This window comes from Xanthobacter aminoxidans, from assembly GCF_043193615.1.
In the GTDB taxonomy this organism is placed as follows: domain Bacteria; phylum Pseudomonadota; class Alphaproteobacteria; order Rhizobiales; family Xanthobacteraceae; genus Xanthobacter; species Xanthobacter aminoxidans.
In genome coordinates this window covers 13,546-38,174 of sequence record NZ_JBAFUS010000011.1, presented here as the reverse complement: position 1 = coordinate 38,174, position 24,629 = coordinate 13,546, and the positions used below count along the sequence as shown (strand labels likewise).

Sequence of the window (24,629 nt, the reverse complement as noted above, 5' to 3'; positions counted from 1 at the left end):
GCCATCGCGTCGAGTGACCTGGGGCCGGCCTCAATTGCGGGGCCGGCCTGCCAAACGGCAACCCAACGAGAGCGAGATTGCGAAATGAGCTTGGCCCAACCGCAAAACGTTGCTGAAATCAAGGCGCGGAACAAGGAACTCATCGCGGAAGTCCTCAAGGTTTATCCCGAGAAGACCGCGAAGCGCCGCGCGAAGCACCTCAATGTCCATGAGTCCGGCAAGTCCGACTGCGGCGTGAAGTCGAACATCAAGTCCATCCCGGGCGTGATGACGATCCGCGGCTGCGCCTACGCCGGCTCGAAGGGCGTGGTGTGGGGTCCCATCAAGGACATGATCCACATCTCCCACGGCCCGGTGGGTTGCGGCCAGTACAGCTGGGCCGCCCGCCGCAACTACTACATCGGCACGACCGGCATCGACACCTTCGTGACGATGCAGTTCACGTCGGACTTCCAGGAGAAGGACATCGTCTTCGGCGGCGACAAGAAGCTCGCCAAGATCATGGACGAAATCCAGGAGCTGTTCCCGCTCAACAACGGCATCACCGTCCAGTCCGAGTGCCCGATCGGCCTCATCGGCGACGACATCGAGGCCGTGTCCAAGTCCAAGTCCAAGGAATACGACGGCAAGACCATCGTTCCGGTGCGCTGCGAAGGCTTCCGCGGCGTGTCGCAGTCCCTCGGCCACCACATCGCCAACGACGCGGTGCGGGACTGGGTGTTCGACAAGCTGGACCCGAACAAGGCGCCCCCGTTCGAGCCGTCGCCCTATGACGTCGCGATCATCGGCGACTACAACATCGGCGGCGATGCCTGGTCGTCCCGTATCCTCCTCGAGGAAATGGGCCTGCGCGTGATCGCCCAGTGGTCGGGCGACGGCTCCCTCGCCGAGCTCGAGAACACCCCGCGGGCGAAGCTGAACGTCCTGCACTGCTACCGCTCCATGAACTACATCTCCCGCCACATGGAAGAGAAGTTCGGGATCCCGTGGTGCGAGTACAACTTCTTCGGTCCGTCCAAGATCGCGGAGTCGCTGCGCAAGATCGCCGCTTACTTCGACGACAAGATCAAGGAAGGCGCCGAGCGCGTCATCGCCAAGTACGCGCCCCTTATGGACGCGGTGATCGCCAAGTATCGTCCGCGCCTCGAAGGCAAGACTGTCATGCTGTACGTGGGCGGCCTGCGTCCCCGTCACGTGATCGGGGCCTACGAGGACCTCGGCATGGAGGTGGTGGGCACGGGTTACGAGTTCGCCCACAACGACGACTATCAGCGCACCGCCCAGCACTACGTCAAGGATGGCACGCTCATCTATGACGACGTGACCGGCTACGAGTTCGAGAAGTTCGTCGAGAAGGTCCAGCCGGACCTGGTCGGCTCGGGCATCAAGGAAAAGTACGTCTTCCAGAAGATGGGCGTGCCGTTCCGCCAGATGCACTCCTGGGACTATTCCGGCCCGTACCACGGCTACGATGGCTTCGCCATCTTCGCCCGCGACATGGACATGGCCATCAATTCCCCCGTCTGGAAGATGACCAAGGCCCCGTGGAAGCAGGCTCCCGGCCAGGCGGGGCTGCTCGCCGCCGAGTGAGGCGGATTTTCGAGCGCCTGAACCAGAAGCCCCTCCCTTCGCGGGGAGGGGCACCCGGGACGGGCTCCCATATTTGACCCACATATTAGGGGTTCGAGATGCCACAGAATGCAGACAACGTGCTCGATCACTTCGAGCTGTTCCGCGGTCCCGAGTACCAGCAGATGCTGGCCAACAAGAAGAAGATGTTCGAGAACCCCCGCGATCCCGCCGAAGTCGAGCGCATTCGCGAGTGGGCCAAGACTCCCGAGTACAAGGAAAAGAACTTCGCCCGCGAGGCCCTGACGGTGAACCCGGCCAAGGCCTGCCAGCCGCTCGGCGCGGTGTTCGTGGCGGTCGGCTTCGAGCACACGATCCCGTTCGTGCACGGCTCCCAGGGCTGCGTCGCCTACTACCGCTCGCACCTGTCCCGTCACTTCAAGGAGCCCAGCTCCTGCGTGTCGTCGTCCATGACGGAAGACGCGGCGGTGTTCGGCGGCCTCAACAACATGATTGACGGCCTCGCCAACACCTACAACATGTACAAGCCCAAGATGATCGCGGTCTCCACCACCTGCATGGCGGAAGTGATCGGCGACGACCTCAACGCCTTCATCAAGACGGCGAAGGAAAAGGGCTCGGTCCCGCAGGAATACGACGTTCCCTTCGCCCACACCCCGGCCTTCGTCGGCAGCCATGTCACCGGCTACGACAACGCCATCAAGGGCGTGCTGGAGCACTTCTGGGACGGCAAGGCCGGCACCGCCCCCAAGCTGGTGCGCGAGCCGAACGAGAAGATCAACTTCATCGGCGGTTTCGACGGCTACACCGTCGGCAACCTGCGTGAAGTCAAGCGCATCTTCGGCCTGATGGGCGTGGACTACACCATCCTCGGCGACAATTCGGAAGTCTTCGACACGCCGACCGACGGCGAGTTCCGCATGTATGACGGCGGCACCACCCTGGAGGAGGCGGCCAACGCCGTCCACGCCAAGGCCACCATCTCCATGCAGGAATACTGCACTGAGAAGACCCTGCCGTTCATCGGCAACCACGGCCAGGAAGTCGTCGCCTTCAATCACCCCGTGGGCGTGAAGGGCACCGACGAGTTCCTGATGGCGATCTCGCGGATCTCCGGCAAGGAAATCCCCGAGGAGCTCGCCAAGGAGCGCGGCCGCCTCGTCGACGCCATCGCCGACTCGAACGCCCACATCCACGGCAAGAAGTTCGCCATCTACGGCGATCCCGACCTGTGCCTGGGTCTCGCCGGCTTCCTGCTGGAACTCGGCGCCGAGCCCACCCACGTCCTTGCCACCAACGGCAACCAGAAGTGGGCGGACAAGGTCCAGAAGCTGTTCGATAGCTCGCCGTTCGGCCAGAACTGCAACGTCTATCCCGGCCGCGACCTCTGGCACATGCGCTCCCTGCTCTTCACCGAGCCGGTGGACTTCCTGATCGGCAACACCTACGGCAAGTATCTCGAGCGCGACACGGGCACCCCGCTGATCCGCATCGGCTTCCCGGTGTTCGACCGTCACCACCACCACCGCCGTCCGGTGTGGGGCTATCAGGGCGGCATGAACGTCCTGATCACCATCCTCGACAAGATCTTCGACACCATCGATCAGAACACGATCGTGCCGGCGAAGACCGACTATTCGTTCGACATCATCCGTTGATCGCATAGGTGAAATGATCGATCCGGCCCGGGGCCCCGCCCGGGCCGGCCCGACAGGGAGAGTGAAGTCCGCCCCATTTCATGTCCGCCCCCATGTGATGTTCGCGCCCGCGATCTTTGCACAGCCCGTCCGCCGAAGGAGAGATCCATGAGCTCGGTTTCCGCCACGATCCAGCAAGTGTTCAACGAGCCCGGCTGCGCGAAGAACCAGAACAAATCGGAGGCGGAAAAGAAGAAGGGGTGCACCAAGCAGCTCCAGCCCGGCGGTGCCGCCGGCGGCTGCGCTTTCGACGGCGCCAAGATCGCCCTTCAGCCGCTGACCGATGTCGCGCACCTGGTGCATGGCCCCATTGCCTGCGAAGGCAACAGCTGGGACAACCGCGGCGCGCGCTCCTCCGGCTCGCAGATCTGGCGCACCGGCTTCACCACCGACATCAACGAGACGGACGTGGTGTTCGGTGGCGAGAAGCGCCTGTTCAAGTCCATCAAGGAAATCATCGAGAAGTACGACCCGCCGGCAGTCTTCGTCTACCAGACCTGCGTGCCCGCCATGATCGGCGACGACATCGACGCGGTCTGCAAGGCGGCGAAGGAGAAGTTCGGCACGCCTGTCATTCCGATCAATTCCCCCGGCTTCGTGGGCCCGAAGAATCTCGGCAACAAGCTGGCCGGCGAGGCCATCCTCGAGCATGTCATCGGCACCGAGGAGCCGGACTACACGACGCCCTACGACATCAACATCATCGGCGAATACAATCTCTCCGGCGAGCTGTGGCAGGTGAAGCCGCTGCTCGACGAGCTGGGCATCCGCATCCTCGCCTGCATCTCCGGCGACGGCCGCTACAAGGATGTGGCCTCCTCCCACCGCGCCAAGGCGGCGATGATGGTGTGCTCCAAGGCCATGATCAACGTGGCCCGCAAGATGGAGGAGCGCTACGACATCCCCTTCTTCGAGGGCTCCTTCTACGGCATCCAGGATTCCTCGGATTCGCTGCGCGAGATCGCCCGCATGCTCATCGAGCGCGGCGCCGATCCCGAGCTGATGGACCGCACCGAGGCGCTCATCGAGCGCGAGGAGGCGAAGGCCTGGGCGGCGATCGCCAAGTTCAAGGAGCGCTTCAAGGACAAGAAGGTGCTGCTCATCACCGGCGGCGTGAAGTCCTGGTCGGTGGTGGCGGCGCTGCAGGAGGCCGGCCTCGAACTGGTCGGCACCTCGGTCAAGAAGTCGACCAAGGAGGACAAGGAGCGCATCAAGGAGCTCATGGGGCAGGACGCCCACATGATCGACGACATGACGCCCCGCGAAATGTACAAGATGCTGAAGGACGCGAAGGCGGACATCATGCTCTCGGGCGGCCGCTCGCAGTTCATCGCGCTCAAGGCCGCCATGCCGTGGCTCGACATCAACCAGGAGCGCCACCACGCCTATATGGGCTACATCGGCATGGTGAAGCTCGTGGAGGAGATCGACAAGGCGCTCTACAATCCCATCTGGGAGCAGGTGCGCAAGCCCGCCCCATGGGACAACCCCGCCAACAACTGGCAGAACCGCGCCATAGCCCAGATGGAGGCCGAGGCCGCCGCCCTCGCCGCCGATCCGGTCGCCGCCGAGAAGGCGCGCCGCGCCAAGAAGATCTGCAATTGCAAGAGCGTGGACCTCGGCACCATCGAGGACGCCATCAAGGCGCACAGCCTCACCACCGTCGAGGGCGTGAAGACCCACACCAACGCCTCCGGCGGCTGCGGCGCGTGCTCGGGACGCATCGAGGACATCTTCGAGGCGCTCGGCGTCGCGGAGTCCGCGCCGGCTGATCCGGTGCTGGCCGAGGCCGCGCGCCGCGCCAAGAAGGTCTGCAACTGCAAGAGCGTCACCGTCGGCACCATCGAGGATGCGGTCGCCGCCGGCGCCTCCAACCTCGCCGAGGTGACCGCCCGCACCGAGGCCGGTTCCGGCTGCGGCAAGTGCGGTGAGCGCATCGAAGACATGCTGGACGAACTCGTCGCCCCGCTCGGCACGCCGGCTGCTCTCGTGGCCGCCGAATAGGAGGGCGCGATGGCCAAGTTCGTCCAGGCGAAGAAGAGCTGCGCGGTCAATCCGCTGAAGATGAGTCAGCCCATCGGCGGCGCGCTCGCCTTCATGGGGCTGAGGGGCGCCATGCCACTGCTGCACGGCTCGCAGGGCTGCACCTCGTTCGGCCTCGTGCTGTTCGTGCGGCACTTCAAGGAGGCGATCCCGCTCCAGACCACGGCCATGAGCGAGGTTGCTACCGTCTTGGGCGGCTACGACAATGTCGAGCAGGCCATCCTCAACATCTACAACCGCACCAAGCCCGAGATCATCGGCATCTGTTCCACCGGCGTCACCGAGACCAAGGGCGACGACGTGGACGGCTACATCAAGCTGATACGCGAGAAGTATCCGCAGCTCGCCGACTTCCCGCTGGTCTATGTCTCGACCCCCGATTTCAAGGATGCCTTCCAGGACGGATGGGAGAAGACGGTCGCCAAGATCGTCGAGGTGCTGGTGAAGAAGCCCGAGCCGGATGCGCCGAAGAACCCGAAGCGCGTCAACGTGCTGCCCGGCTGCCACCTGCAGCCCGGCGACCTCGACGAACTGCGCTGCATCCTGGAGGACTTCGGCCTTGAGCCGTCCTTCCTCCCGGACCTCGCCGGCTCGCTGGACGGACACATCCCGGACGACTTCACGCCCACCACCATCGGCGGCATCGGCGTGGACGAGGTCGCCACCATGGGCGAAGCGGCCTGGACCATCGCCATCGGCACGCAGATGAAGACGGCGGCCGAGGCGATGCAGAAGAAGACGGGCACGCCCTACCGGCTGTTCGAGCGCCTCTGCGGGCTCGGGCCGAACGACGAATTCTTCATGTTCCTGAGCGAGATCTCGGGGCGCGAGGTGCCGCGTCGCTATCGCCGACAGCGCGGCCAGCTGGTGGATGCCATGCTGGACGCGCACTTCCACCTCGGCGGCCGCAAGCTCGCCATCGGCGCCGAGCCGGACCTCCTGTTCGATGTCGCCTCCGCTCTGCACGAGATGGGCACGCACATCACCGCCGCCGTCACCACCACCCAGTCGCCGGTGTTCGAGAAGCTGCCCTGCGATGAGGTGCTGCTCGGTGATCTCGAGGACCTGGAGACGCTGGCGAAGGAGCGGGGCTGCGACCTGCTGCTCACCCATTCCCATGGGCGCCAGGCGGCGGACCGGCTGAACATTCCCTTCTATCGCATCGGCATTCCCATGTTCGATCGCATCGGCTCCGGCCACAAGATGACGGTCGGCTACCGCGGCACGCGCGACCTCATGTTCACGCTGGCCAACATGTGCATCGCCGACCACGAGCAGAACCACGACGCGACCCCCGACACGTGGAAGAACCCGTGGGACGGCGATGGCCACGGCCATGGCGGGGCCCATGCAGCGACCCCTGCCGGCGCGCCCGATCTCGGACCCGCACCCAGCACCGCCCACCACTGAAGTCCGCAAGGACCGAGACCGCGAGAGAGGCGAGCCTTCCATGAAAGTCGCATTCGCAACCCAGGATCTCAAAAGGGTCGATGCCCATTTCGGCTGGGCGAAGAATATTGCCATCTACGAGGTCGGCCCGGAGGGCCATCACTTCATCGAGGCCATCGAGTTCGACGGCGACCTGAAGGAAGACGGCAACGAGGACAAGCTGGCGCCCAAGATCGATGCGATCAAGGATTGCACCATCCTCTATGTGGCCGCCATCGGCGGCTCCGGCGCCGCCCGCGTGGTGGCCAACAACATTCATCCCATGAAGGTCAACCAGCCCGAGGAGATCTCCGATCTCATCGGCAAGCTGGAGGTGGTCCTTCAGGGCAATCCGCCCCCGTGGCTGCGCAAGGTCATGTCGAAGGGCCAGGAGCGCACGTTCGATTTCGACGAGTGAGGGATAGTCATGGCCGAAGCAGCGCAAGTCATCGAGCCGACAGAGGCCGCTGACTCCCCGTTCATCAAGGAACTCATCAAGGTCTGGCGCGCCCAGGACACCCACGGTGCGTGGGAAGGCAAGGCCGATCTCGATCTGATCGAGCCCTACATCGTCGACAAGGAGGCGCGCCGCGCGCTCCCCCTCATCGGCGATCCCGACCCGGAGACCATCTGGCGCCTGGAGCTGTTCTTCAATGCGATCTGCCTGATGATCGAGAAGGAGACGCGGGTGATGATCTCGCCCATGCTCAAGATGAGCCACGAAGGCTTCGGCCGCATGGTGCTCATCGGCGGCCGGCTGATCGTCGTCAACAAGCAGCTGCGCGACGTCCACCGCTTCGGCTTCGACAATCTCGGCAAGCTCGCCGAAGAGGGCACGAAGTTCGTCCAGCAGGGCGTCGAGATGATCAACAAGTTCCCCGAAGTGGCAAAATACTGACCAGACCCAAGGTGCACCCATGAGCGACGTGGACGAACTCAAGGCCGAGATCAAGAAGCTGTCCGCCAAGGCGACACAGTCCAAGATGGACCTCCACGATCTGTCTGAAGAACTCCCGATCAACTGGGAGCAGATCATGGTTGTGGCCAAGAAGGCGCATGATGCCTTTGCCGAGCTTGAGAAGAAGCGCGCGGACTTGAAGGGACTCGAGGCCGCCTAGCATTTTTTGAAAGGCGATTTTCAGATGTCTAACGAAACCAGGGATGGTCGAGCCTGGCAGCCAGACTACCTGCTCGACATCGACAAGGACAAATGCATCGGCTGCGGCCGCTGCTACAAGGTCTGCGGCCGCGACGTCATGACCCTCAAGGGCATCAACGAGGACGGCGACATCGTCGCCCTCGATGATGACGAGGACGATGAGGTCGAGAAGAAGGTGATGGTGATGAACGACATGGGCGCCTGCATCGGTTGCGGTGCATGCGCGCGCGTCTGCCCGGCCAATTGCCAGATCCACGGCCTGGAGAAGGCCGCCGCCTGAGGCGGCAGCGCCCGAGTGCGGGCTTTTTCGGCCCGCGCGTGTCGCTCAAGGAGTGCCGCCATGCGCGCCGAAGAGGTCTATGACTGGTTGATCGCGTCATCGTCCTCCTCGGCCGCGGACGCGTTCGACGTTCACGTGGCGGCCTCCATCATCGGCCTCGCCTTTGCCGAGGCGGAAGAGGAGGGCCGGGACCGGCTCGAGGCGGTCGGCCTCGACCGCGCGGCCTTTCTCGACCTCGCCGCCATCCTGTTTCCGGCGTCCGCCCCGGTGCTGGCCGCGCAGGTCGATCCTCGGGCGATCGAGGTGACGCCCGAGGAGCAGTCGGTGCGCGACATCCTCGGCATCTATTCTTCCGATGCCGGCCGGCTGCAGACCCATTTCATTGCGATGATTTCCCGGCGCTGCCAGTCCCCCCATCACCTGTGGCAGGATCTGGGGCTCAGGAGCCGTGCCGAATTGCGCGAATTGATGACCCGCCGCTTCGCCCCGCTGGCCCGCAAGAACAGCCAGGACATGAAGTGGAAGAAGTTCCTCTACCGCATGGTCTGCGGATCGGAGGGCTTCACCCTGTGCGCGGCGCCGGTGTGCTCGGATTGCGATGAGTTTCACATCTGCTTCGGCGCGGAGGACGGGGAATCTCGCCTCGCGCGCAATGCCCGCGCGGCCGCCAACGGCAACGATCCGCTCGCGTTGCCGGAGGCCGCGGAATAGGCGGCTCTCACAGGCATCGAAACGACAAGAGCCCCGGCATACCGGGGCTCTTTCGTCTTCACCTGATCCGCGTGCAACGCCGGTGGGTCAGCCGTTCACTCGATGCCTTCGCTGCGGGCCCGCCACATCATGGCGATGCGGAAGCGTTCGTTGATGGCGGCGGGGCTGGCGAGGATCTCCGCCTCGGCCTTCTTGAAGGCGGCTTCGACCGCTTCCGCCTCTTCCTTGGTGAGCGTCACCCGGCCGGCGATGTGGGTGGCTTCGGGATGCACCTCCCAGATCTTGCGGCGGTTGGGGTGCATCTTCACCTCGGTGAGGTCGAAGGCTTCGAGCTGGCCGTCGAACAGGATCGCGAGGCCGGAGACCTCGAGCTTGCGGCCGTCGGAAGTGGTCTTGATGAGCGTGGTCGCCATGTTGTTCTCCCGTTGGCTTTCACCGGTGTTTCATCTGCGCGCGGCGTGCGCCTCAGCCTTCCGGCGATGCGAGCCAGCTGTAGCCGCCCTGATCCCAGAGCTGGGCCAGGACCTGGTCCGAACTCCAGCCCGGATACTGCGACCGGACCGTTTCATAGTCGCCGCGGAACCGTTCCGCGTCCTCTCCGGAAATGTCCGCAACCATGCCGTCCGGCTTGAAGCGCAGGACGAAATGGGTCTGGTCGCCGGCGCCGTGCAGCGTGAATTCGTCGCCGTCGCCGAGGAGGGTGAGGTCGTCGGTCGCCATGGCGGGTTTCCTTTCAGGCCGCCGCCGCGATGGGCGTCTCGTCCTTCAGTCCCCATTCGGCCCAGGAGCCGTCGTAGAGCGCGACGTCCGTCTTGCCGATGAGGTAGAGGGCGAGCATGACCACGCAGGCGATGGTGCCGGAGGCGCAGGTGACGACGATGGGCTTTGCCAGATCGACACCAGCGGCGGCGAGGCGGGCCTTGATGGCGTCGGGCTGGACCAGTTCCCCGCTCTCCTCGACGATGAGGTCGCCCCAGGGCAGGTTGATGGCGCCGGGGATGTGGCCCTTCTTCTTCGCCGGGAAGACGTCGTCCTGGCTGCCGGCGAATTTCGCGGGGCCGCGCGCATCGATCACCTGTTCGGCGCCGGAGGCGACGTTGGCCAGCATCTGGTCCAGCGCGCGCACGAGGGCCGGATTGAGACTTGCGGTGAAGGTCTTGGGCTCGGGCCGCACCGGCGACATGTCGGAGGGGAGCTTCTCCTTCACCCATTTGCCGTAGCCGCCGTCGAGCATGGCGACGTCGTGATAGCCGAAGGTGCGGAACATCCACCACACGCGCGCCGCGGCCGCGCCGCCGCACATGCGGTCGTAGACGATCACCTTGTCGCCGTCGCCGATGCCCAAGAGGCCCACCTTCTTGGCGAACTCCGCCGCCGGCGGCAGCATGTGGGGGAGGGGGCTGGTCTTGTCGGCCACCGCATCGATGTCGAAATGCACCGAGCCCGGCAGATGGCGCCCGCGATACTGGGTGCGGCCGTCCATGTTGGAGCTTTCATGCAGCCAGGTGCAGTCCAGAATCTTCACGTCCGGGGCCGACAGATGGTCCGCCAGCCATTGGGTGCTCACCAGCGGTCCGGGAAGAACGGTGGACATGACGCAAGGCTCTCCTGTGGCTGTGGGATGGTCTGCAGGTGACGTCGCTTCCGGGGGCAGTCACGTCCCGGGGCGGGGGCCCCGGGACAGCATCGGGTGGGGGCTCAGCGCACCTTGGGCAGGCTGTAGCCGGGACGCGGATGGGCGTCGTAATAGTCGGGGCGCTCGGGCCAGCCGCCTTCGGGATTGAAGGTGAACTTCACCACCTTCACCGGCGCGCCGGGCGAGCAGGACACTTCGGCGAGCTTGATCTCGCGGGCGCCGGGGCCGACGGAGAAGTCCGCGACGGTCTTGCCGTCGGCGGTCACGGCACGGGCGAAGCCGGGGGTGCCCACTTCGCCCGCCTTCACCGCCGCATCCACGAAGCTCGGTACTTCCGAGCCGTCTTCGGAGGGCGTGGTGAAGGCCGGGGTGGCGAAGGTGAACGCCGCGAGCTTTCCGCTGCGGTCCACCGGATGGTCGGCATTCACCGGGCGGGCGACGGAATAGAAGGTCAGGGTGCCGCCCGCGAGGGCAGCCTTGATATCGTCAAGGGAGGACGAGGCGAATTCGGACGCGACGAGCATTTCCAATCTCCGGGGCACTATCGGTCAAACGAACTGTCCGTTGAGGGGATCAAGTTTCGTGCCAGCCGCTGGGCGGGTCGGCGCCATGACTTCCGCTCGTCTTGTGAAAGCGCCGGAAGTCTTGCACCGATGCGGGTTCGCGGCCGCGGACGGACCGGATGACGCCCCATCGCGCGGAGGTAAAGGCGGGCGCCGTGTCGGAAATCCGTCGCACCACGCGGGAAATGCGACGCTGCCGAGGTGGGCGATCCCACAGGGCGAGGGCCAAAGCCGACCGTGACGGCCGTGCAAAGGCGCCTGGAATGACCGCAAGGCCATATTTCCCGGGACTGTGCGCGAATCTTGCAAGGGCTCCAATCAGCAAGATTTGCGAGGACTGTTCCATGCTGGATACGGCGATCATCGGCGGAGGGCTCTGCGGCCTCGCGCTGGCGCGGCAGTTCAAGAAACAGGACCGCAGCTTCACCCTGTTCGAGGCGCGTCCCCGGCTCGGCGGGCGCATCCTCTCGGCAGTCGCCTCCAGCAACGGCGCGGCCTTCGATCTCGGTCCCACCTGGTTCTGGCCCGACACCCAGCCGCTCATTGCCGCCTTCGTCGCGGAACTCGGCCTGGCGTCCTTCCCCCAGCATGACGAAGGCACGGTGCTGCACCTCACCGAGGCGGACAAGAACCCCCAGGGGTTCGCGCAGGAGGTGCATGGTGGCGCGCGGCGGGTCGCCGGCGGCATGGCGCGTCTGGTGTCGGTTCTCGCCGAAAGCATCGGCGAGGAGCGCCTGCGCCTCAACCACGTGCTCCACAGCGTGGAGGACAAGGGCGACCATGTGGTCCTGACCTTCCGGGTGGACGATGCGTTCTTCATCGTCGAGGCACGCCATGTGGTGGTGGCGCTGCCGCCGCGCCTCGTCGCGGAGACGGTGCGCTTCATCCCGGAACTCGACAGCGCGACCTTCGACGCCATGGGCGCCGCGCCCACCTGGATGGCGCAGCAGGCCAAGGTGGTGATGGCCTATCCCTCCGCCTTCTGGCGGGTCGCCGGCCAGTCGGGCAACGCCTTCGTCACCCACGAGCAGGCGGTGGTCGGCGAGATCTTCGACGCCTGCGACGTGACCGGCGCCAAGGCGGCCCTCGGCGGCTTCCTGAGCTTTCCCCCGGATCTGCGCGAAGCCTTCGCCGATGGCCTGCCCATGCTGATGGACAGCCAGATGGTGCAGGTGTTCGGCTCGGCGGCGGAAGGCGGCGAGCAGCTTTATCAGGACTGGGCCGGCGAGGCCTTCACCTGCTCGGCGCGCGACAAGGCGGAGCCGCGGGGCGAGCATGTGGCCTTCTCCAATCCCCTGCTGCGGCGGCCGCTGTGGGACGGGCGGCTGCATCTCGGCAGTTCCGAGACGGCGACGCAGGGGGCCGGCTACCTCGAAGGCGCGCTGGAGGCGGCGCGGCGCATCGACCGAGCCCTGTCGCGCGAGCGGGCGGAAGAGGCGGGGGCCGCCGTTCCCGAGGGTCTGCCGCTGAATGCCGCCAGCCTCGCCCGCTTCGCCAACTGGGTCGGCGGTCAGAACGATGCGGCGTTCGAGGCCTATCGCATCCGCCTCAACCGGGCGCTTGCCAGCCAGGACCGCGAGCAGCTGACCCAGCGGGCGATGCTGGGCGCCATCGAGGACATCTATGAGCGCGCGGCCGACCTCATCGAGACCCTGCCCTTCGACATGAGCGACGTGCCGGTGGAGAAGGGCCGTTCCGCGCTGATGAGCGACGTGCAGCTGCCGTTCCGCGACTTCATCCAGACGCTGCTGGACGATGTTGTCGCGTTCAACCGCACCTCCTGTGCGCTTTCCAACTTCCCCGGAGAGCATCACCTCTCGCGCGACTATGTGCAGACCATCCTGCGCGACGTCGCCGCGGCCTGGCGGGACTTCTGCCTCGCCGCCAACCGGCGCCTGCTGGCCAAGGCCGAGGCTGGCGCTCCCCTTACCCCCGGCGCCGGCAGCGGCCCGGTCCTGACGCGTGCATCGTGAACGAGGATAAGATGGAACCGACCGTCATCGACAACGAGGCCCCCCAGGATGCCCTCCCGAACGAGGCGGCCGCCGTCGCCTACGTCATCTGCTCCATGAGCGACATCCCCAGCCAGCGGGCGCGGGGCTTCGAGCTGATGCAGGTGGCGGAGGACGGCACCGAACAGCCGTTCAGGATCGTGGTGGTGCGGTGGGGCCGGCAGGTGTTCGGCTACATCAACCGCTGCCCGCACGACCAGGTGCAGCTGGATTGGGAACGCAACCAGTTCCTCGATCCCAACGGCATCCGCCTGATGTGCGGCAAGCACGGCGCCCTGTTCGAGTTGGGCACCGGCGTGTGCCTTGAAGGCCCGTGCAAGGGCAAGAGCCTCATCCCGGTGGCCCTCACCGTGCTCGACAACGACATCTGCGTGACCGGCGTGACGCTGGCCGAGGAAGTGGACGACGATGAGGAGGAGATCACCTCCTGCTCGGACGAGGGCGGCGGCGTCTGAGGCGCACTCCCAATGGGACTGAAAATGGCCGGGCTTGCCCGGCCATTTTTGTGTCGCGATACGCTGACGAAGACGGCCCGGCGTGCCACCCGGTCCCGCCGGGCGGCACGGGGCGCAGGCCGCCGGATCAGACCGGGCGGTTCTCGTTGCGGTTCTTCACCGGCTCCATGATGGAGACGCCCTTTTCGTAGGTGATGATCTCGTAGTCCTCGTGCCACGCCGCGGCAGCATCGAGCACCACGTCGGTCTTGCCGCCGGTGTCCATCTTCTTGATGTCGTTCTTGTCGATGGAGAGGAGGTCGGTCATCTCCTTCCACACGGTGCTCTCGTCACAGGGCAGGACGTAGAAGGTTTTGCCGTTGTGGGTGACGCGATACTTTGCCAGAAGGTCGATGTTGTTGCAGAACAGGAAATACTTGCCGTCGGGCGCCAGCGCGTCGCCGAGCACGTCGACCACGTCGGAGAGGAAGGCGAAATTCTGCAGGTAGCCGGCGAGCACCGGGATGGTGGACTTGCCCTCCTCGGCGAAGGTCAGCACCTGCTCCATGGTGTATTCCGGCGGGCGCTTCTCGTCCGCGACCTGCTGCTGGAACTTCAGCGCAATGTCGCCGCGGAAATCGAAGCGGCCGGGCTTGGTGGGCTGCTTGAGCACGGCATTCAGGAGTCGCCCCTCTTTATCCAGCCGGCCCAGGGGGGTGTTCTCGATCGCGGTCATCAAAAAGGTCTCCGGTTCAGCACACGACTGTTCAGACGGGTCTTGGGTTCAACACGGGCGCGAGCCGCGCTCGCCCCGGACAGGATCGCCCGGGAGAGAGTGCCGCCCTCCACCGAATGCCGTTCGGCGGGCCACCCGCGCAGGGGCAGGCGCTGCGCTTCATGCAAGCCCTTTGCCGCTTCGCCTGACGGGCGAGATGAAACCCGCCGCCAGCGACAATCGGCCCCGTGCGGACCCCGGCCGAGGGCTTCCGGCAAGGCGCGGGAAGTCCACACGGGCACGGAAATGCGGGGCTCGCCCGGCATTGCGGCGGGGTGCGCTTCGTCCATTCGGCGCGCCGCGCGGGGCCGGCGGGAGGGGGTCGCGCCCTTGTCCGAAACCGGACACGCGTCGCAAAGGCAACAGCTTCGATCCTGAAAATCGAAAGAAATCAGCCCGTTGCTGTCTGGCACGGGGCTTGCTGCTGTGCCGGCAGACCAGTCTTTCAAGCGAAGGTCGAGCAATGATCAATTTGACCGACAGCGCACTTCATGCGGTCCGCGACGCGATCCATGATGCCGACCAGCCCGTCAGCGGCCTGCGCATCATGGTCGAGACCGGCGGCTGCGCCGGCTATCAGTACAAGATGGGCCTCGTCAGCGACGCCGAGCCCGACGACACCGTGGTGGAGCGCGAGGGCGTGCGCGTCTTCGTCGACAACAAGAGCCACGAGCTGCTCGCCGGCACCACCATCGACTTCGTGGTGGCCCTGGAAGGCTCCGGCTTCACCTTCGAGAATCCGAACGCCACCTCCAGCTGCTCCTGCGGCAAGTCCTTCGGCTGACCGCCATCCGCGCGCCGTCCTCCGACGGGCGGCAGAACAGAGAACACAGAGAGGATATTGCGATGTTGGCCGAGACCGAAGCGCCCGCGCTCAGCCGTGAAGCCCGCCGCGAGGCGATCATCCGCGAGGTGATCGAGGAAATCCGTCCCAACCTTGTCCGCGACGGCGGCGACTGTGAGCTGGTGGAGATCGACGGCACCAAGGTCATGGTGAAGATGACCGGCGCCTGCGTCTTCTGCAAACTGGCGAGCGAGACCATCGAGGGCATCCAGTCCAAGATCGTCGAGCGCCTCGGCGAGCTGATCCGGCTGATCCCCGTCGCCGGCGCGCAGAACAAGCCGCTGGTGAGCCTGAAGGGGCCCGGCCCGGCGCTTTCCGCCGCCCCCAAGCCCGCCGCTCCCAAGCCCGTTGCGACTCCCGCCGCGGCTGCCCCGGCCGTTCCGGCGCCGGCGGCGCCGTCTCCCATCCGCTGACGGCCTGCCACACAGCAAGACGCCGCAGCCGACCCGAGGGGTGAGCGCCGTGCGCCCGGTCTATCTCGACAACAACGCGACGACGCGCACCGACCCTGCCGTCGTCGCGGCGATGCTGCCGTTCTTCTCGGAGCATTTCGGCAACGCCTCATCCACCCACGCCTTCGGCGAGCATGTGGGCGAGGCGCTGAAAAAGGCCCGCAAGCAGTTGCAGGCCCTCCTCGGTGCCCAGTTCGACCACGAGATCATTTACACTTCGGGCGGCACGGAATCCGACAACGCCGCCATCCTCTCCGCGCTGGAGACCCAGGAGGGGCGGGACGAGATCGTCACCACCACGGTGGAGCATCCCGCCGTGCTCACCCTCGTTGCCCATCTGGAGAAGACGCGCGGCATCAAGGTCCATCTCATCGGAGTGGACCGGCAGGGCCGGCTCGATCTCGACGCCTTCGCCGCCGCGCTGTCGCCGAAGACGGCGCTGGTCTCCGTGATGTGGGCCAACAACGAGACCGGCACGCTGTTTCCGGTGGCGGATCTCGCGCGGCAGGCCCATGCGGCGGGGGCCCTGTTCCACACCGATGCGGTGCAGGCCGTGGGCAAGGTCGCCATCGATCTCAAGTCCACCGAGATCGACATGCTCTCGCTCTCCGGCCACAAGCTGCACGGCCCCAAGGGCATCGGCGCGCTCTATGTGCGCAAGGGCGTGAAGTTCCGCCCACTGGTGCGTGGCGGCCATCAGGAGCGCGGACGGCGCGGCGGAACGGAGAACGTGCCCGGCATCATCGGCCTCGGCGCGGCGGCCGAGCTGGCCCTCGCCCATATGGAGGAGGAGCGCACCCGCGTGAAGGCGCTGCGCGACCGGCTGGAGCAGGGCATCCTGCAGCAGGTCAGCCACACTCTCCTCAACGGCGACGGCGACAACCGCCTGCCCAACACCGCCAACGTGGCCTTCGAATATCTCGATGGCGAGGCGGTGCTGCACAATCTCAACAAGGCCGGCGTCGCCGCCTCCACCGGCTCGGCCTGCACCTCCGGCTCCACCGAGCCCTCCCATGTGCTGCGCGCCATGAACCTGCCCGCGAGCGCGCTGCATGGCGCGCTGCGCCTGTCCCTGTCGCGCGAGAACACGAGCGAGGACGTAGACCGCGTGCTGGAGGTTCTGCCCGACATCGTCGCCCGCCTGCGCGCCATGTCGCCGGCCTGGGCGGCGGCCACGGGCGATGCATCTGCCGTCGCCGATCATGTCTGATGTCGGCCATGCCGAACGTCCGGCGCGCGGCGCCACACCCTTTCGTGCTCCGTGCGGTGCCCCGCGCCCGGCGCGCATCACCAGCGTCCCCGTTCGGGCTTCGGTCCTGCCGGGTCACAGCGGCGAGTAAAGCCCGATCAAGGAGCCAATAAATGAAAGTCATGATTCGCCGTTCCCCGGAAATCGGCCTGTCCATCTACGTCCCCAAGAAGGACCTGGAGGAGCCGATCGTCGAGTTCGAGCATGAGTCCCTGTGGGGTGGTTGGATCAAGATCGCCAACGGCTGGGTGCTCGACCTGCCCGAGATGGCCGAGGGAACCACCCTGCCCATCACCGTCAACGCCAAGAAGCGTGGCGAGGAGGAGTGAGCTGAGATGAACATTTCCGTCGCCAATATCGAGACGCTGAAGCTCGCCGACGCCGAAGCCGTCCTGAAGGACGTGGCGGCGGAGTTGCGCGCCGACAAGGTCGTGCCCTACCTCGGGCCCGGCCTTCTCGCCCTCGGAGCCCCCGCCATCCCGGTGACGCCGGAAGACCTGTCGGTCTTCTTCGGCACCAAGGTGGCCCTGCCCAAGCGCGCCAAGGGCAATTGCTGGGCCGCGGCCCAGCACATCGAGAGCATGAAGCACCGCAACACCGTCTCCGCCTTGATGGCGGAGGCGTTTGGGCCTGAGGTGCCGCCGCTGCCGTTCCATACCTTCCTCGCGGGCCTGCCCCTCGCGCTGATCGTGGACACCTGGTACGACGGCGCCATGCGCGCGGCCCTCGCCGGCCGTGCCGACTGGGGCGAGGCGCAGGGCATCACCCGCGCCGGCATCGGCGAGGACCGCTGGTATCGCTTCTATGATCCCGCCGGCACCGAGAGCGACCGCGCCACCGCCGAAGGCTGGAAGACCGTTCTCTACAAGCCCCACGGCAGCGCCGCGCCGGCGAAGAACTGGCTGATCTCCGACGCGGACTATGTGGAAGTCCTCACCGAGATCGACATCCAGACCCCCATCCCGGACGTGGTGAAGAACCGCCGCACCGAGCGCAGCTTCCTGTTCCTCGGCTGTCGCTTCCACGACCAGATGCTGCGCACCTACGCCCGGCAGATCTCCAAGCGTTCGCGCGCGCCGCACTTCGCCATCGTGGACGAGGCGACGCTCACCAAGAACGAGCTGCGCTTCCTGCTCACCCACGCCATCACGCCCATCGCCATGTCGCTGCCGAAGGCGCTCGACGTCATCATGTCGGCCTGATGCGGGCTGCGGCCCGGTGTGAAGAGTGAGGGGGGAGCATGTCCGGCACCGGGCATGCTCCCCTTGCTTTTGGGATCGTCGTTTCGCTCGGAAGCGGGCGGGGTTTTCGGGCTCGCATTGACCTCGATCAAATGCGCGCCGGGACAGGCCGCAAATCGACGCCGAGCATGTAACTTTTCCAACATGTCAGTCGTGTCGCGGCTCGATGTTCACAAGCCGACAGCCAGATGCCTCGCCTCCAGGTGATTGATATTTATCAGGTATCTGTCCCCTGTCGGGCTGGCACGGCTGTTGCTCCTCTCTCAGCCAAGGATTTATCGGGATCCTGCTGCAAGCGAGGAGCAGATAGATGCACGCGTCGACACAGCAAGAAAACGCGGTTGGCATGAACGCCGTCGGAATGGACGAGAAGCTGGCCGAGGTCATGCAGGCCAAGGCCGAGCACCAGGGCTGCGGCACCTCGGGTGGTTCGGGCAAGGCGAGCTGCGGCTCGTCGGCCGGCCAGGGCGACCTGCCCACCGAGATCTGGGAGAAGGTGAAGAACCATCCCTGCTACAGTGAAGAAGCCCACCACCACTATGCGCGTATGCATGTTGCCGTTGCCCCGGCGTGCAACATCCAGTGCAATTACTGCAATCGCAAGTATGACTGCGCCAACGAGAGCCGCCCCGGCGTGGTCTCCGAGAAGCTGACGCCCGAGCAGGCCGCGAAGAAGGTGCTGGCGGTGGCCTCCACCATTCCGCAGATGACGGTGCTCGGCATCGCCGGCCCCGGCGACCCGCTCGCCAACCCCGAGAAGACCTTCAAGACCTTCGAGCTGATCAACCGGACCGCCCCGGACATCAAGCTCTGCCTGTCCACCAACGGCCTTGCCCTGCCGGACCACGTGGACACCATCGCCGGCTTCAACGTGGACCACGTGACCATCACCATCAACATGGTGGACCCCGAGGTCGGCGCGAAGATCTATCCCTGGGTGTTCTGGAAGCACAAGCGCTACACCGGCTATGAGGCGGCCAAGCTCCTCACCGACCGGCAGATGCTCGGCCTCGAGATGCTCACCGAGCGCGGCATCCTGTGCAAGGTGAACTCGGTGATGATCCCCGGCATCAACGACAAGCATCTTGTCGAGGTGAACCGCGCGGTGAAGTCGCGTGGCGCGTTTCTGCACAACATCATGCCGCTCATCTCCTCCCCCGAGCATGGCACCGTGTTCGGCCTCAACGGCCAGCGCGGCCCGACCGCCCAGGAGCTCAAGGCGCTCCAGGACGAGTGCGAGGGCGAGATGAACATGATGCGTCACTGCCGCCAGTGCCGCGCCGACGCCGTGGGCCTCCTCGGTGAGGACCGCTCCGCCGAGTTCACCACCGACAAGATCATGGCCATGGAGGTCAATTACGACCTCGACAGCCGCAAAGCCTATCAGGCTCTCGTTGAGGAAGAGCGCGTCGCCAAGGTGGCGGCGAAGCAGGAGGAGCTGGAGGCTCTCGCCGGCGAGCAGAGCGACATCAAGCTGCTCACCGCGGTTGCCACCAAGGGCTCGGGCCTCATCAACGAGCACTTCGGCCACGCCAAGGAGTTCCAGGTGTGGGAACTCTCCACGGCGGGCGCCAAGTTCGTCGGCCATCGCCGCGTCGACCTGTATTGCCAGGGCGGCTACGGCGAGGAGGACAGCCTCGAGACCATCATCCGCGCCATCAACGACTGCCATGCGGTGTTCGTGGCGAAGATCGGCGGCTGCCCGAAGGCGGACCTCATCAAGGCCGGCATCGAGCCCGTCGACACCTTCGCCCACGAGTTCATCGAGAAGTCGGCGATCACCTGGTTCAAGGAATACCTGAACAAGGTGAAGACCGGCGAAATCGTCCACACCGCGCGTGGCGACGCCGAGATCCGGCAGGGCGCGCTCATCAACGCGGCCTGACCGGCGAAGACAAGGAGCATCGCCATGACCCTCAAAATCGTCGCGTCGCAGTGCACGAGCTGCTCGGCCTGTGAGCCGGAATGCCCCAACGTGGCCATTTCGGAGAAGAACGGGACGTTCGTGATCGATCCGAAGAAGTGCACCGAGTGCATCGGCCACTTCGACGTGCCGCAGTGCGCGGCGGTCTGTCCGGTGGACGATACGTGCGTGATCGACAACGCGTATCCCCGCTATCAGCCCACCGCCTGAGGAGCTGCGCGATGAACTTCACCATGACCCGCTCCGCCGCCCGCTTCATGCGCATGATGATCATGGCGGACGGCGGCCCCACCGCCGGCTTCCGTATGCATGTGACGCCCGGCGGATGCTCCGGTCTCAACGCCGACATCTCCGTGCTACCCGAACCGCAGCCCGGCGATGTGGTGGTGGAGAAGGACGGGGTGAAGCTGTTCCTGCCGGCGGAAAGCCGCCTGCTGCTCGATGGCGTGACCATCGACTTCACCGACACGGCCGCCAAGACCGGGCTCGTCTTCAACGATCCCAAGGCGACCACCTGCTCCTCCCACGCCCACTGACGGCGGGGAGAACCCTCTTCCGGGGCGGCCTGGCGCCGCCCCGGACTTCACCGGGCCGGGGTTCGACCGGCTCCGGCTCAAGGACAGGACGGGGACAGGGGATGGAGGGTTCCGCACAGGCCTTTGGCGAGCCCGACGTCCTGACCCCCGAAGCGCTCCTTGCGAGCGCGGTGATGGGCGGAGGATTGCCGGAGGACGCACAGTTCCATCTGTGGGAAGCCGGCCTCTCCTACCAGCAGGACGATGTGGCGGAAGCGCATCTGCGCAAGGCCGAGGCCATCGCCCCGGGCCATGCGGCAGTGCTCATCGGCCTCTATCGCTTCTACTTCTACAAGGGTCGCCTGCGGGAGTGCCTGGGGGTGGCGCGGGAGTGCCTCGCCAAGGCGCAGCGGGAGACCAATCTCCCGGCCGACTGGCGGGACGTGCGGGCAGAGGATGCGGAATTTTCCCGATACGACCGCCTGATGCCGCGCTTCTTCCTGTTCACGCTGAAGGGCTACGCCTACCTCAACATGCGCCTCGGCAATCTCGACGAGGGGCGCGCCGCGGTGATGAAGCTGCTCGAGCTCGATCCGTCCGACAAGATCGGCGCGAAGCTCTTGCTCGACGTGCTGAACAGAGCGGGGCAGGACGATGAAGACTGACGACGACATCAAGGATGCCAAGACCTGGCTCGGCGAAGACATCGATTGCCGGAGCTGTGTCCACGCGGCGGACCTTCTGCCGGCCGGCAAGTGCCAGCTGAGGCGCGCCTGCGTGAACGACCGCTACGCCCGGCGCATCGACCGCTTCTTCAACTGGAATCCGGCGCTTGCCAATTCCTATGTCCGCCACGAACATTTCGAAGTCCGGGCCATCGCGGCCAAGCACGCCGACGTGTTTTTCCTGAAGCCGCTCCTCAATGATCCCGAGGAGACGGTGCGCTGGAATGCGGCGCGCCGGCTGCCCAAGCGGCTCATCCTGCCGCTGCGCAACGATCCCCATCGCGAGGTGCGCATCCGCATCGTCTCGCTGCTGGAGGATGCGGAACTCGCGCCCATGCTGGCGGACGACGATTACTATGTGCGCCTGGTGGTGGCCCGCCGCATCGCGCCGCCCCTGCTGTCGCGCCTCGTGGATGATCCCGAGCCGGAAGTGCGCAAGGTGGTGGCCCAGCGGCTGCCGGCCGAATGGCTGATGTGCATGGCCGGCGACCGCAGCGCGGCCGTCCGCCTGGAGGTGGCGCAGCGCCTCGCCCCGGACCTTCTTCCGGCCCTCGCTTCCGACGCGGACTGGCGGGTGCGCCACGAGGTCGCCGGCCGGGTGGCGCCGTCCCAGCTCGCCCGGTTCCTGGAAGATGACGACGAGTTCGTGCGCGAGGTCGCCCGCTCCCGCATCGAGGCGGGCGGGCAGCTCTTGAGGGAGATGCCGCTATGAGCAACATCGTCCGCGACAGCGACGTGGTGGAGATTTCCGAGCCGCCTTACTTCAATTTCGGCGAGAAGGTGAAGGCGAAGCGGGTGATCCGCAACGATGGAACCTATGCCGGCAAGGAGATCGGCGAGATTCTCGCGAAGAAGGGCGAGATCGGTTACGTCGTCTCCATCGGCACCTTCCTCCAGCAGTTCTACATCTACGGCGTCGAGTTCACCGAGAGCGGCAACCGCGTCGGCATGAAGCGCAAGGAACTGGAAAGCGCCGTTCCGCGCGAAGAACAGGACATCCCGCTGCCCCCCGCCCCCGGAGTTTGATTGCCATGATGCTCGAACCGCGCCTGCCCAAGTACGACTGGGGCATGAAGGTCAAGACCCTCATCGATCTCTACAATGACGGGTCCTATCCCGACATGCCGGACGAGGGGCTGCTGGTGGGTGTCGGCACCGTCGGCGAGATCGTGCAGGTGGGCCAGCACACGGACACGAACACGCCCATCTACCTCATCGAATTCAACGAGCGCCTGGTCGTGGGCTGCCTCGAGGAAGAGATCCAGCCGCTCTGATCCCTGGAGCATTTTCGGCGAACACCGGTCCGCCGAAAATGCTCCAAGCTTTTGACAGTCCGCATTTTCTTTACGCGAACCGGACTCCACTTCGCTCGAAAATGCTCTAGATGCGCGGCGCCGGCCGCGCGCGCCACACAGCCGCGAGAGATAGGACGATGAGGCTGCCCGCTCATCCGAACGATCTCGACAGGAAGCGCATCGAGCGCGCCATAAGGGCGCGCAAGCGCTATCGCTATGTCACGCCCCGCGTCGTCGCCACGGAGGGCGGCTACCGGATCGAGAGCGCGTGCTGCTCGCGCAACATCGATCCCGACGGCGGGGTGGTGGACATCGCCCTGATGATCTTCGATCCGGAGCAGGCCTCCTGGCAGCTGTTCCGCAAGAACCACGGCAAGCGCCTCTGGGAGCTCGACAGTATTCACGAGCGGCTGAAGGAATTGCTGGAGCTTCTGAACGACGACACCGAGCGTCGATTTTGGCAGTGATCCAAACTGGCAATGATCCTGCATGGCATGGGACGGACCGCGACAAAGCCGCCGGTCGTGTCTCATTCCGGCACGGGAGAGTAAGGTTATGGCCCTGAGCGACAGCGACCTCACCGAGATCGAGAAGGTGCTCACCGCCGAGGAGCCGGCGGGCCCGGTCTTCGCCGAACTGCGCAAGCGCTTTCCGGCCCTCTCCTGGACCCAGTGCGACGCCTCCGACGTCACCGAGGCGCCGTTCCGCACCTATCCCAGATACGACGTGCATCTGCTCGACACCGCGGACCACTGCGCCCACATCACCTCCGATCCCGGCGCCGCCACAGGCGTGATCCTCGCACGGCGGAGCGCGTGATGAGCGACGCCGATTTCCTGGACGATTTCGACCTCGGCGAGAGCGAGGGCGAGGGGGGAGAGGCCACCAGCATCCTCCTGTCGGATCCGGACATCACCGTCATCGAGCTGCAGGCGGTGACCGAGGCCATGCAGGCGCCGCGCCTGTCCAGCGGTCCTCTGGCGGAGCAGTTCGAGGCGGAGTTCGCGGCCTATCTCGGCCGCAAATATGCCGTCGCGGTGCCGAGCGGTACGCTGGGCCTGCTCTACACTCTGAAGGCCTATGGCATCGGCCCGGGGGACGAGGTGATCGCCTCGCCCTATTCCTTCCGCGAGACGGTGCACGCCATCAGCCTGTCCGGCGCGCGTCCGGTGTTCGCCGACATCGACTATTGGGCGGGAACCCTGGTGCCGGCCAAGGCCGAGGCGAAGATCACCGACAAGACCAAGGCCATCGTCGCCGGCAACACCAATGGCCATCCCGCGCCGTGGACGGACTTCCAGGAGCTGGCCCGCAAGCACAAGCTGGCGCTCATCGAGGATTCCACCGAGGCCATCGGCTCGCGCTACAAGGGCGCGCTGGTGGGGACGTTCGGCGACACGGCCGTGTTCGATTTCTCACAGCCCTTCCCCATCGTGTGCGGCGAGGGCGGCATGGTGGTGACGGACGACATCGACGTCGCCGTGGCGCTGCGGCGCTTCCGCTCCCACAAGCTGGAGGAGCGGTCCTCCGTCGTCGTCAGCATGAGCGCGCCCTACCAGGGCGCCATGAGCGACATCACCGCCGCGCTGGGCCTGACCCAGCTGCGCCGGCTTGAGGAGATCCTCGAGCAGCGGCGTACGGTGGAGCACCTCTACCAGAAGTACGTCCAGTCCTTCGAGGGCATCAAGGACCCCTTCATCGGGCCGGACGTGACCGAGGTGAACTGGTTCCTCTACGTGGTCCATCTCGGCACCCGTTTCTCCAAGTCGAGCCGCGATTCCATCGTCGAGGATCTCAAGGTGGAGAAGGTTGAATCCGCCGGCTACAGCACGCCGCTGCATGTGCAGCGGCACTATTTCGACCTCGGCTATCGCCGGGGCGACTTCCTCGTGACGGAGAAGGTGGCCGACCGCGCGGTGGCGCTGCCGTTCCACACCCACCTGAGCGAGGAGGAGATCGAGTTCATCGTGGCAACGATGAAGGATGCCTCGGTCAATGTAGGGGCGGGCGCCGCCATCTACTGAAGCGCAACAAGATCGCACCCCAAACACTAAGA

General features: G+C 65.7%; 30 protein-coding genes and 1 pseudogene. 26 read left to right on the top strand and 5 right to left on the bottom strand.

The window, feature by feature from the left end; genetic code table 11:
• The first annotated feature begins 84 nt into the window (after positions 1 to 84).
• From nifD to V5F74_RS25900, 9 genes are all read left to right on the top strand, one after another.
• Positions 85 to 1,590: a nitrogenase molybdenum-iron protein alpha chain gene (gene nifD, locus V5F74_RS25940; RefSeq protein ID WP_029555935.1), complete on the top strand. Its 1,506-nt coding sequence runs from the start codon at positions 85 to 87 to the stop codon at positions 1,588 to 1,590.
• Between the two features lie 98 nt (positions 1,591 to 1,688).
• Positions 1,689 to 3,248: a nitrogenase molybdenum-iron protein subunit beta gene (gene nifK, locus V5F74_RS25935; RefSeq protein WP_029555934.1), complete on the top strand. Its 1,560-nt coding sequence runs from the start codon at positions 1,689 to 1,691 to the stop codon at positions 3,246 to 3,248.
• 147 nt (positions 3,249 to 3,395) lie between these two features.
• Positions 3,396 to 5,291 carry a nitrogenase iron-molybdenum cofactor biosynthesis protein NifE gene (nifE, locus tag V5F74_RS25930; RefSeq protein ID WP_394010505.1) on the top strand — a complete coding sequence of 632 codons (1,896 nt, stop codon included), beginning with the start codon at positions 3,396 to 3,398 and terminating at the stop codon, positions 5,289 to 5,291.
• 9 nt (positions 5,292 to 5,300) lie between these two features.
• The gene (nifN, locus tag V5F74_RS25925; RefSeq protein WP_394010504.1) at positions 5,301 to 6,740 is read left to right on the top strand and encodes a nitrogenase iron-molybdenum cofactor biosynthesis protein NifN; all 1,440 of its coding nucleotides are present in this window, start codon (positions 5,301 to 5,303) and stop codon (positions 6,738 to 6,740) included.
• Positions 6,741 to 6,780: 40 nt separating this feature from the next.
• Positions 6,781 to 7,176, top strand: a complete 396-nt coding sequence (gene nifX / locus V5F74_RS25920; RefSeq protein ID WP_024281068.1) for a nitrogen fixation protein NifX — start codon at positions 6,781 to 6,783, stop codon at positions 7,174 to 7,176.
• 9 nt (positions 7,177 to 7,185) lie between these two features.
• Entirely contained in the window at positions 7,186 to 7,656 is a 471-nt protein-coding gene (locus V5F74_RS25915; RefSeq protein ID WP_029555931.1) for a NifX-associated nitrogen fixation protein, read from the top strand.
• Between the two features lie 19 nt (positions 7,657 to 7,675).
• The gene (locus V5F74_RS25910) at positions 7,676 to 7,876 is read left to right on the top strand and encodes a CCE_0567 family metalloprotein (RefSeq protein WP_029555930.1); all 201 of its coding nucleotides are present in this window, start codon (positions 7,676 to 7,678) and stop codon (positions 7,874 to 7,876) included.
• Between the two features lie 24 nt (positions 7,877 to 7,900).
• Positions 7,901 to 8,197, top strand: coding sequence for a ferredoxin III, nif-specific (gene fdxB / locus V5F74_RS25905; protein ID WP_029555929.1), 297 nt, complete (start codon positions 7,901 to 7,903; stop codon positions 8,195 to 8,197).
• 60 nt (positions 8,198 to 8,257) lie between these two features.
• On the top strand, positions 8,258 to 8,908 hold the full coding sequence (locus V5F74_RS25900) for a nitrogen fixation protein NifQ (protein ID WP_394010503.1): 651 nt from the start codon (positions 8,258 to 8,260) through the stop codon (positions 8,906 to 8,908).
• A gap of 95 nt (positions 8,909 to 9,003) precedes the next feature.
• Here the strand turns inward: V5F74_RS25900 and V5F74_RS25895 are convergent, their stop codons facing one another.
• From V5F74_RS25895 to V5F74_RS25880, 4 genes are all read right to left on the bottom strand, one after another.
• Positions 9,004 to 9,321, bottom strand: coding sequence for a hypothetical protein (locus V5F74_RS25895; RefSeq protein WP_024281063.1), 318 nt, complete (start codon positions 9,319 to 9,321; stop codon positions 9,004 to 9,006).
• A gap of 52 nt (positions 9,322 to 9,373) precedes the next feature.
• The gene (locus V5F74_RS25890) at positions 9,374 to 9,628 is read right to left on the bottom strand and encodes a hypothetical protein (RefSeq protein WP_029555927.1); all 255 of its coding nucleotides are present in this window, start codon (positions 9,626 to 9,628) and stop codon (positions 9,374 to 9,376) included.
• 13 nt (positions 9,629 to 9,641) lie between these two features.
• On the bottom strand, positions 9,642 to 10,502 hold the full coding sequence (gene sseA, locus V5F74_RS25885; RefSeq protein WP_394010502.1) for a 3-mercaptopyruvate sulfurtransferase: 861 nt from the start codon (positions 10,500 to 10,502) through the stop codon (positions 9,642 to 9,644).
• 104 nt (positions 10,503 to 10,606) lie between these two features.
• On the bottom strand, positions 10,607 to 11,068 hold the full coding sequence (locus tag V5F74_RS25880; RefSeq protein WP_024281060.1) for a hypothetical protein: 462 nt from the start codon (positions 11,066 to 11,068) through the stop codon (positions 10,607 to 10,609).
• Between the two features lie 383 nt (positions 11,069 to 11,451).
• Between V5F74_RS25880 and V5F74_RS25875 the strand changes: the two genes are divergently transcribed.
• Complete coding sequence (locus V5F74_RS25875; protein WP_394010501.1) at positions 11,452 to 13,080, top strand: flavin monoamine oxidase family protein; 1,629 nt, start codon at positions 11,452 to 11,454, stop codon at positions 13,078 to 13,080.
• A gap of 11 nt (positions 13,081 to 13,091) precedes the next feature.
• Positions 13,092 to 13,574: a Rieske (2Fe-2S) protein gene (locus V5F74_RS25870; RefSeq protein ID WP_029555924.1), complete on the top strand. Its 483-nt coding sequence runs from the start codon at positions 13,092 to 13,094 to the stop codon at positions 13,572 to 13,574.
• A 127-nt stretch (positions 13,575 to 13,701) separates the two neighbouring features.
• Here V5F74_RS25870 and V5F74_RS25865 read toward each other — a convergent pair whose 3' ends face one another.
• On the bottom strand, positions 13,702 to 14,289 hold the full coding sequence (locus V5F74_RS25865; RefSeq protein WP_029555923.1) for a hypothetical protein: 588 nt from the start codon (positions 14,287 to 14,289) through the stop codon (positions 13,702 to 13,704).
• Positions 14,290 to 14,791: 502 nt separating this feature from the next.
• Here V5F74_RS25865 and V5F74_RS25860 point away from each other — a divergent pair.
• The 15 genes and pseudogenes from V5F74_RS25860 to V5F74_RS25790 all read left to right on the top strand — a co-directional run bounded on the left by V5F74_RS25860 (position 14,792) and on the right by V5F74_RS25790 (position 24,597).
• The gene (locus V5F74_RS25860) at positions 14,792 to 15,112 is read left to right on the top strand and encodes a HesB/IscA family protein (protein ID WP_024281056.1); all 321 of its coding nucleotides are present in this window, start codon (positions 14,792 to 14,794) and stop codon (positions 15,110 to 15,112) included.
• Between the two features lie 62 nt (positions 15,113 to 15,174).
• A pseudogene (locus V5F74_RS25855) lies at positions 15,175 to 15,438 on the top strand (NifU family protein); the annotation flags it as partial.
• Positions 15,439 to 15,634: 196 nt separating this feature from the next.
• Positions 15,635 to 16,834, top strand: coding sequence for a cysteine desulfurase NifS (gene nifS, locus V5F74_RS25850; RefSeq protein ID WP_394010506.1), 1,200 nt, complete (start codon positions 15,635 to 15,637; stop codon positions 16,832 to 16,834).
• Positions 16,835 to 16,986: 152 nt separating this feature from the next.
• Positions 16,987 to 17,202, top strand: coding sequence for a putative nitrogen fixation protein NifT (gene nifT, locus V5F74_RS25845; protein WP_024281053.1), 216 nt, complete (start codon positions 16,987 to 16,989; stop codon positions 17,200 to 17,202).
• Between the two features lie 6 nt (positions 17,203 to 17,208).
• Entirely contained in the window at positions 17,209 to 18,075 is an 867-nt protein-coding gene (locus V5F74_RS25840) for an SIR2 family NAD-dependent protein deacylase (RefSeq protein WP_394010500.1), read from the top strand.
• A 349-nt stretch (positions 18,076 to 18,424) separates the two neighbouring features.
• Positions 18,425 to 19,999 (top strand): nitrogenase cofactor biosynthesis protein NifB, encoded by a 1,575-nt coding sequence (nifB, locus tag V5F74_RS25835; RefSeq protein ID WP_029555919.1) that lies wholly within the window; start codon positions 18,425 to 18,427, stop codon positions 19,997 to 19,999.
• Positions 20,000 to 20,023: 24 nt separating this feature from the next.
• The gene (locus tag V5F74_RS25830) at positions 20,024 to 20,248 is read left to right on the top strand and encodes a 4Fe-4S binding protein (RefSeq protein WP_011995790.1); all 225 of its coding nucleotides are present in this window, start codon (positions 20,024 to 20,026) and stop codon (positions 20,246 to 20,248) included.
• A gap of 11 nt (positions 20,249 to 20,259) precedes the next feature.
• Positions 20,260 to 20,574, top strand: coding sequence for a HesB/IscA family protein (locus V5F74_RS25825; RefSeq protein ID WP_024281049.1), 315 nt, complete (start codon positions 20,260 to 20,262; stop codon positions 20,572 to 20,574).
• Positions 20,575 to 20,675: 101 nt separating this feature from the next.
• Positions 20,676 to 21,218: a hypothetical protein gene (locus V5F74_RS25820; protein WP_394010499.1), complete on the top strand. Its 543-nt coding sequence runs from the start codon at positions 20,676 to 20,678 to the stop codon at positions 21,216 to 21,218.
• Positions 21,208 to 21,990, top strand: coding sequence for a 4Fe4S-binding leucine-rich repeat protein (locus V5F74_RS25815; RefSeq protein ID WP_394010498.1), 783 nt, complete (start codon positions 21,208 to 21,210; stop codon positions 21,988 to 21,990). Before V5F74_RS25820 ends, V5F74_RS25815 begins: the two co-directional genes overlap by 11 nt.
• Positions 21,987 to 22,304 (top strand): nitrogen fixation protein NifZ, encoded by a 318-nt coding sequence (locus V5F74_RS25810; protein WP_029555916.1) that lies wholly within the window; start codon positions 21,987 to 21,989, stop codon positions 22,302 to 22,304. The genes V5F74_RS25815 and V5F74_RS25810 overlap by 4 nt, the downstream gene beginning before the upstream one ends.
• Positions 22,305 to 22,312: 8 nt before the next feature.
• Entirely contained in the window at positions 22,313 to 22,552 is a 240-nt protein-coding gene (locus V5F74_RS25805) for a nitrogen fixation protein NifZ (RefSeq protein ID WP_024281045.1), read from the top strand.
• 158 nt (positions 22,553 to 22,710) lie between these two features.
• Complete coding sequence (locus tag V5F74_RS25800) at positions 22,711 to 23,040, top strand: DUF3024 domain-containing protein (protein ID WP_024281044.1); 330 nt, start codon at positions 22,711 to 22,713, stop codon at positions 23,038 to 23,040.
• Positions 23,041 to 23,128: 88 nt separating this feature from the next.
• Entirely contained in the window at positions 23,129 to 23,392 is a 264-nt protein-coding gene (locus V5F74_RS25795; protein WP_024281043.1) for a hypothetical protein, read from the top strand.
• Complete coding sequence (locus V5F74_RS25790) at positions 23,392 to 24,597, top strand: DegT/DnrJ/EryC1/StrS family aminotransferase (protein ID WP_029555914.1); 1,206 nt, start codon at positions 23,392 to 23,394, stop codon at positions 24,595 to 24,597. The genes V5F74_RS25795 and V5F74_RS25790 overlap by 1 nt, the downstream gene beginning before the upstream one ends.
• Positions 24,598 to 24,629: the final 32 nt, after the last annotated feature.

Bases quoted from the DNA above. Each gene is read 5' to 3' on its own strand.
- nifD (WP_029555935.1), top strand. From the start codon at position 85: ATGAGCTTGGCCCAACCGCAAAACGTTGCTGAAATCAAGGCGCGGAAC.
- nifK (WP_029555934.1), top strand. From the start codon at position 1,689: ATGCCACAGAATGCAGACAACGTGCTCGATCACTTCGAGCTGTTCCGC.
- nifE (WP_394010505.1), top strand. From the start codon at position 3,396: ATGAGCTCGGTTTCCGCCACGATCCAGCAAGTGTTCAACGAGCCCGGC.
- nifN (WP_394010504.1), top strand. From the start codon at position 5,301: ATGGCCAAGTTCGTCCAGGCGAAGAAGAGCTGCGCGGTCAATCCGCTG.
- nifX (WP_024281068.1), top strand. From the start codon at position 6,781: ATGAAAGTCGCATTCGCAACCCAGGATCTCAAAAGGGTCGATGCCCAT.
- V5F74_RS25915 (WP_029555931.1), top strand. From the start codon at position 7,186: ATGGCCGAAGCAGCGCAAGTCATCGAGCCGACAGAGGCCGCTGACTCC.
- V5F74_RS25910 (WP_029555930.1), top strand. From the start codon at position 7,676: ATGAGCGACGTGGACGAACTCAAGGCCGAGATCAAGAAGCTGTCCGCC.
- fdxB (WP_029555929.1), top strand. From the start codon at position 7,901: ATGTCTAACGAAACCAGGGATGGTCGAGCCTGGCAGCCAGACTACCTG.
- V5F74_RS25900 (WP_394010503.1), top strand. From the start codon at position 8,258: ATGCGCGCCGAAGAGGTCTATGACTGGTTGATCGCGTCATCGTCCTCC.
- V5F74_RS25895 (WP_024281063.1), bottom strand. From the start codon at position 9,321: ATGGCGACCACGCTCATCAAGACCACTTCCGACGGCCGCAAGCTCGAG.
- V5F74_RS25890 (WP_029555927.1), bottom strand. From the start codon at position 9,628: ATGGCGACCGACGACCTCACCCTCCTCGGCGACGGCGACGAATTCACG.
- sseA (WP_394010502.1), bottom strand. From the start codon at position 10,502: ATGTCCACCGTTCTTCCCGGACCGCTGGTGAGCACCCAATGGCTGGCG.
- V5F74_RS25880 (WP_024281060.1), bottom strand. From the start codon at position 11,068: ATGCTCGTCGCGTCCGAATTCGCCTCGTCCTCCCTTGACGATATCAAG.
- V5F74_RS25875 (WP_394010501.1), top strand. From the start codon at position 11,452: ATGCTGGATACGGCGATCATCGGCGGAGGGCTCTGCGGCCTCGCGCTG.
- V5F74_RS25870 (WP_029555924.1), top strand. From the start codon at position 13,092: ATGGAACCGACCGTCATCGACAACGAGGCCCCCCAGGATGCCCTCCCG.
- V5F74_RS25865 (WP_029555923.1), bottom strand. From the start codon at position 14,289: ATGACCGCGATCGAGAACACCCCCCTGGGCCGGCTGGATAAAGAGGGG.
- V5F74_RS25860 (WP_024281056.1), top strand. From the start codon at position 14,792: ATGATCAATTTGACCGACAGCGCACTTCATGCGGTCCGCGACGCGATC.
- nifT (WP_024281053.1), top strand. From the start codon at position 16,987: ATGAAAGTCATGATTCGCCGTTCCCCGGAAATCGGCCTGTCCATCTAC.
- V5F74_RS25840 (WP_394010500.1), top strand. From the start codon at position 17,209: ATGAACATTTCCGTCGCCAATATCGAGACGCTGAAGCTCGCCGACGCC.
- nifB (WP_029555919.1), top strand. From the start codon at position 18,425: ATGCACGCGTCGACACAGCAAGAAAACGCGGTTGGCATGAACGCCGTC.
- V5F74_RS25830 (WP_011995790.1), top strand. From the start codon at position 20,024: ATGACCCTCAAAATCGTCGCGTCGCAGTGCACGAGCTGCTCGGCCTGT.
- V5F74_RS25825 (WP_024281049.1), top strand. From the start codon at position 20,260: ATGAACTTCACCATGACCCGCTCCGCCGCCCGCTTCATGCGCATGATG.
- V5F74_RS25820 (WP_394010499.1), top strand. From the start codon at position 20,676: ATGGAGGGTTCCGCACAGGCCTTTGGCGAGCCCGACGTCCTGACCCCC.
- V5F74_RS25815 (WP_394010498.1), top strand. From the start codon at position 21,208: ATGAAGACTGACGACGACATCAAGGATGCCAAGACCTGGCTCGGCGAA.
- V5F74_RS25810 (WP_029555916.1), top strand. From the start codon at position 21,987: ATGAGCAACATCGTCCGCGACAGCGACGTGGTGGAGATTTCCGAGCCG.
- V5F74_RS25805 (WP_024281045.1), top strand. From the start codon at position 22,313: ATGCTCGAACCGCGCCTGCCCAAGTACGACTGGGGCATGAAGGTCAAG.
- V5F74_RS25800 (WP_024281044.1), top strand. From the start codon at position 22,711: ATGAGGCTGCCCGCTCATCCGAACGATCTCGACAGGAAGCGCATCGAG.
- V5F74_RS25795 (WP_024281043.1), top strand. From the start codon at position 23,129: ATGGCCCTGAGCGACAGCGACCTCACCGAGATCGAGAAGGTGCTCACC.
- V5F74_RS25790 (WP_029555914.1), top strand. From the start codon at position 23,392: ATGAGCGACGCCGATTTCCTGGACGATTTCGACCTCGGCGAGAGCGAG.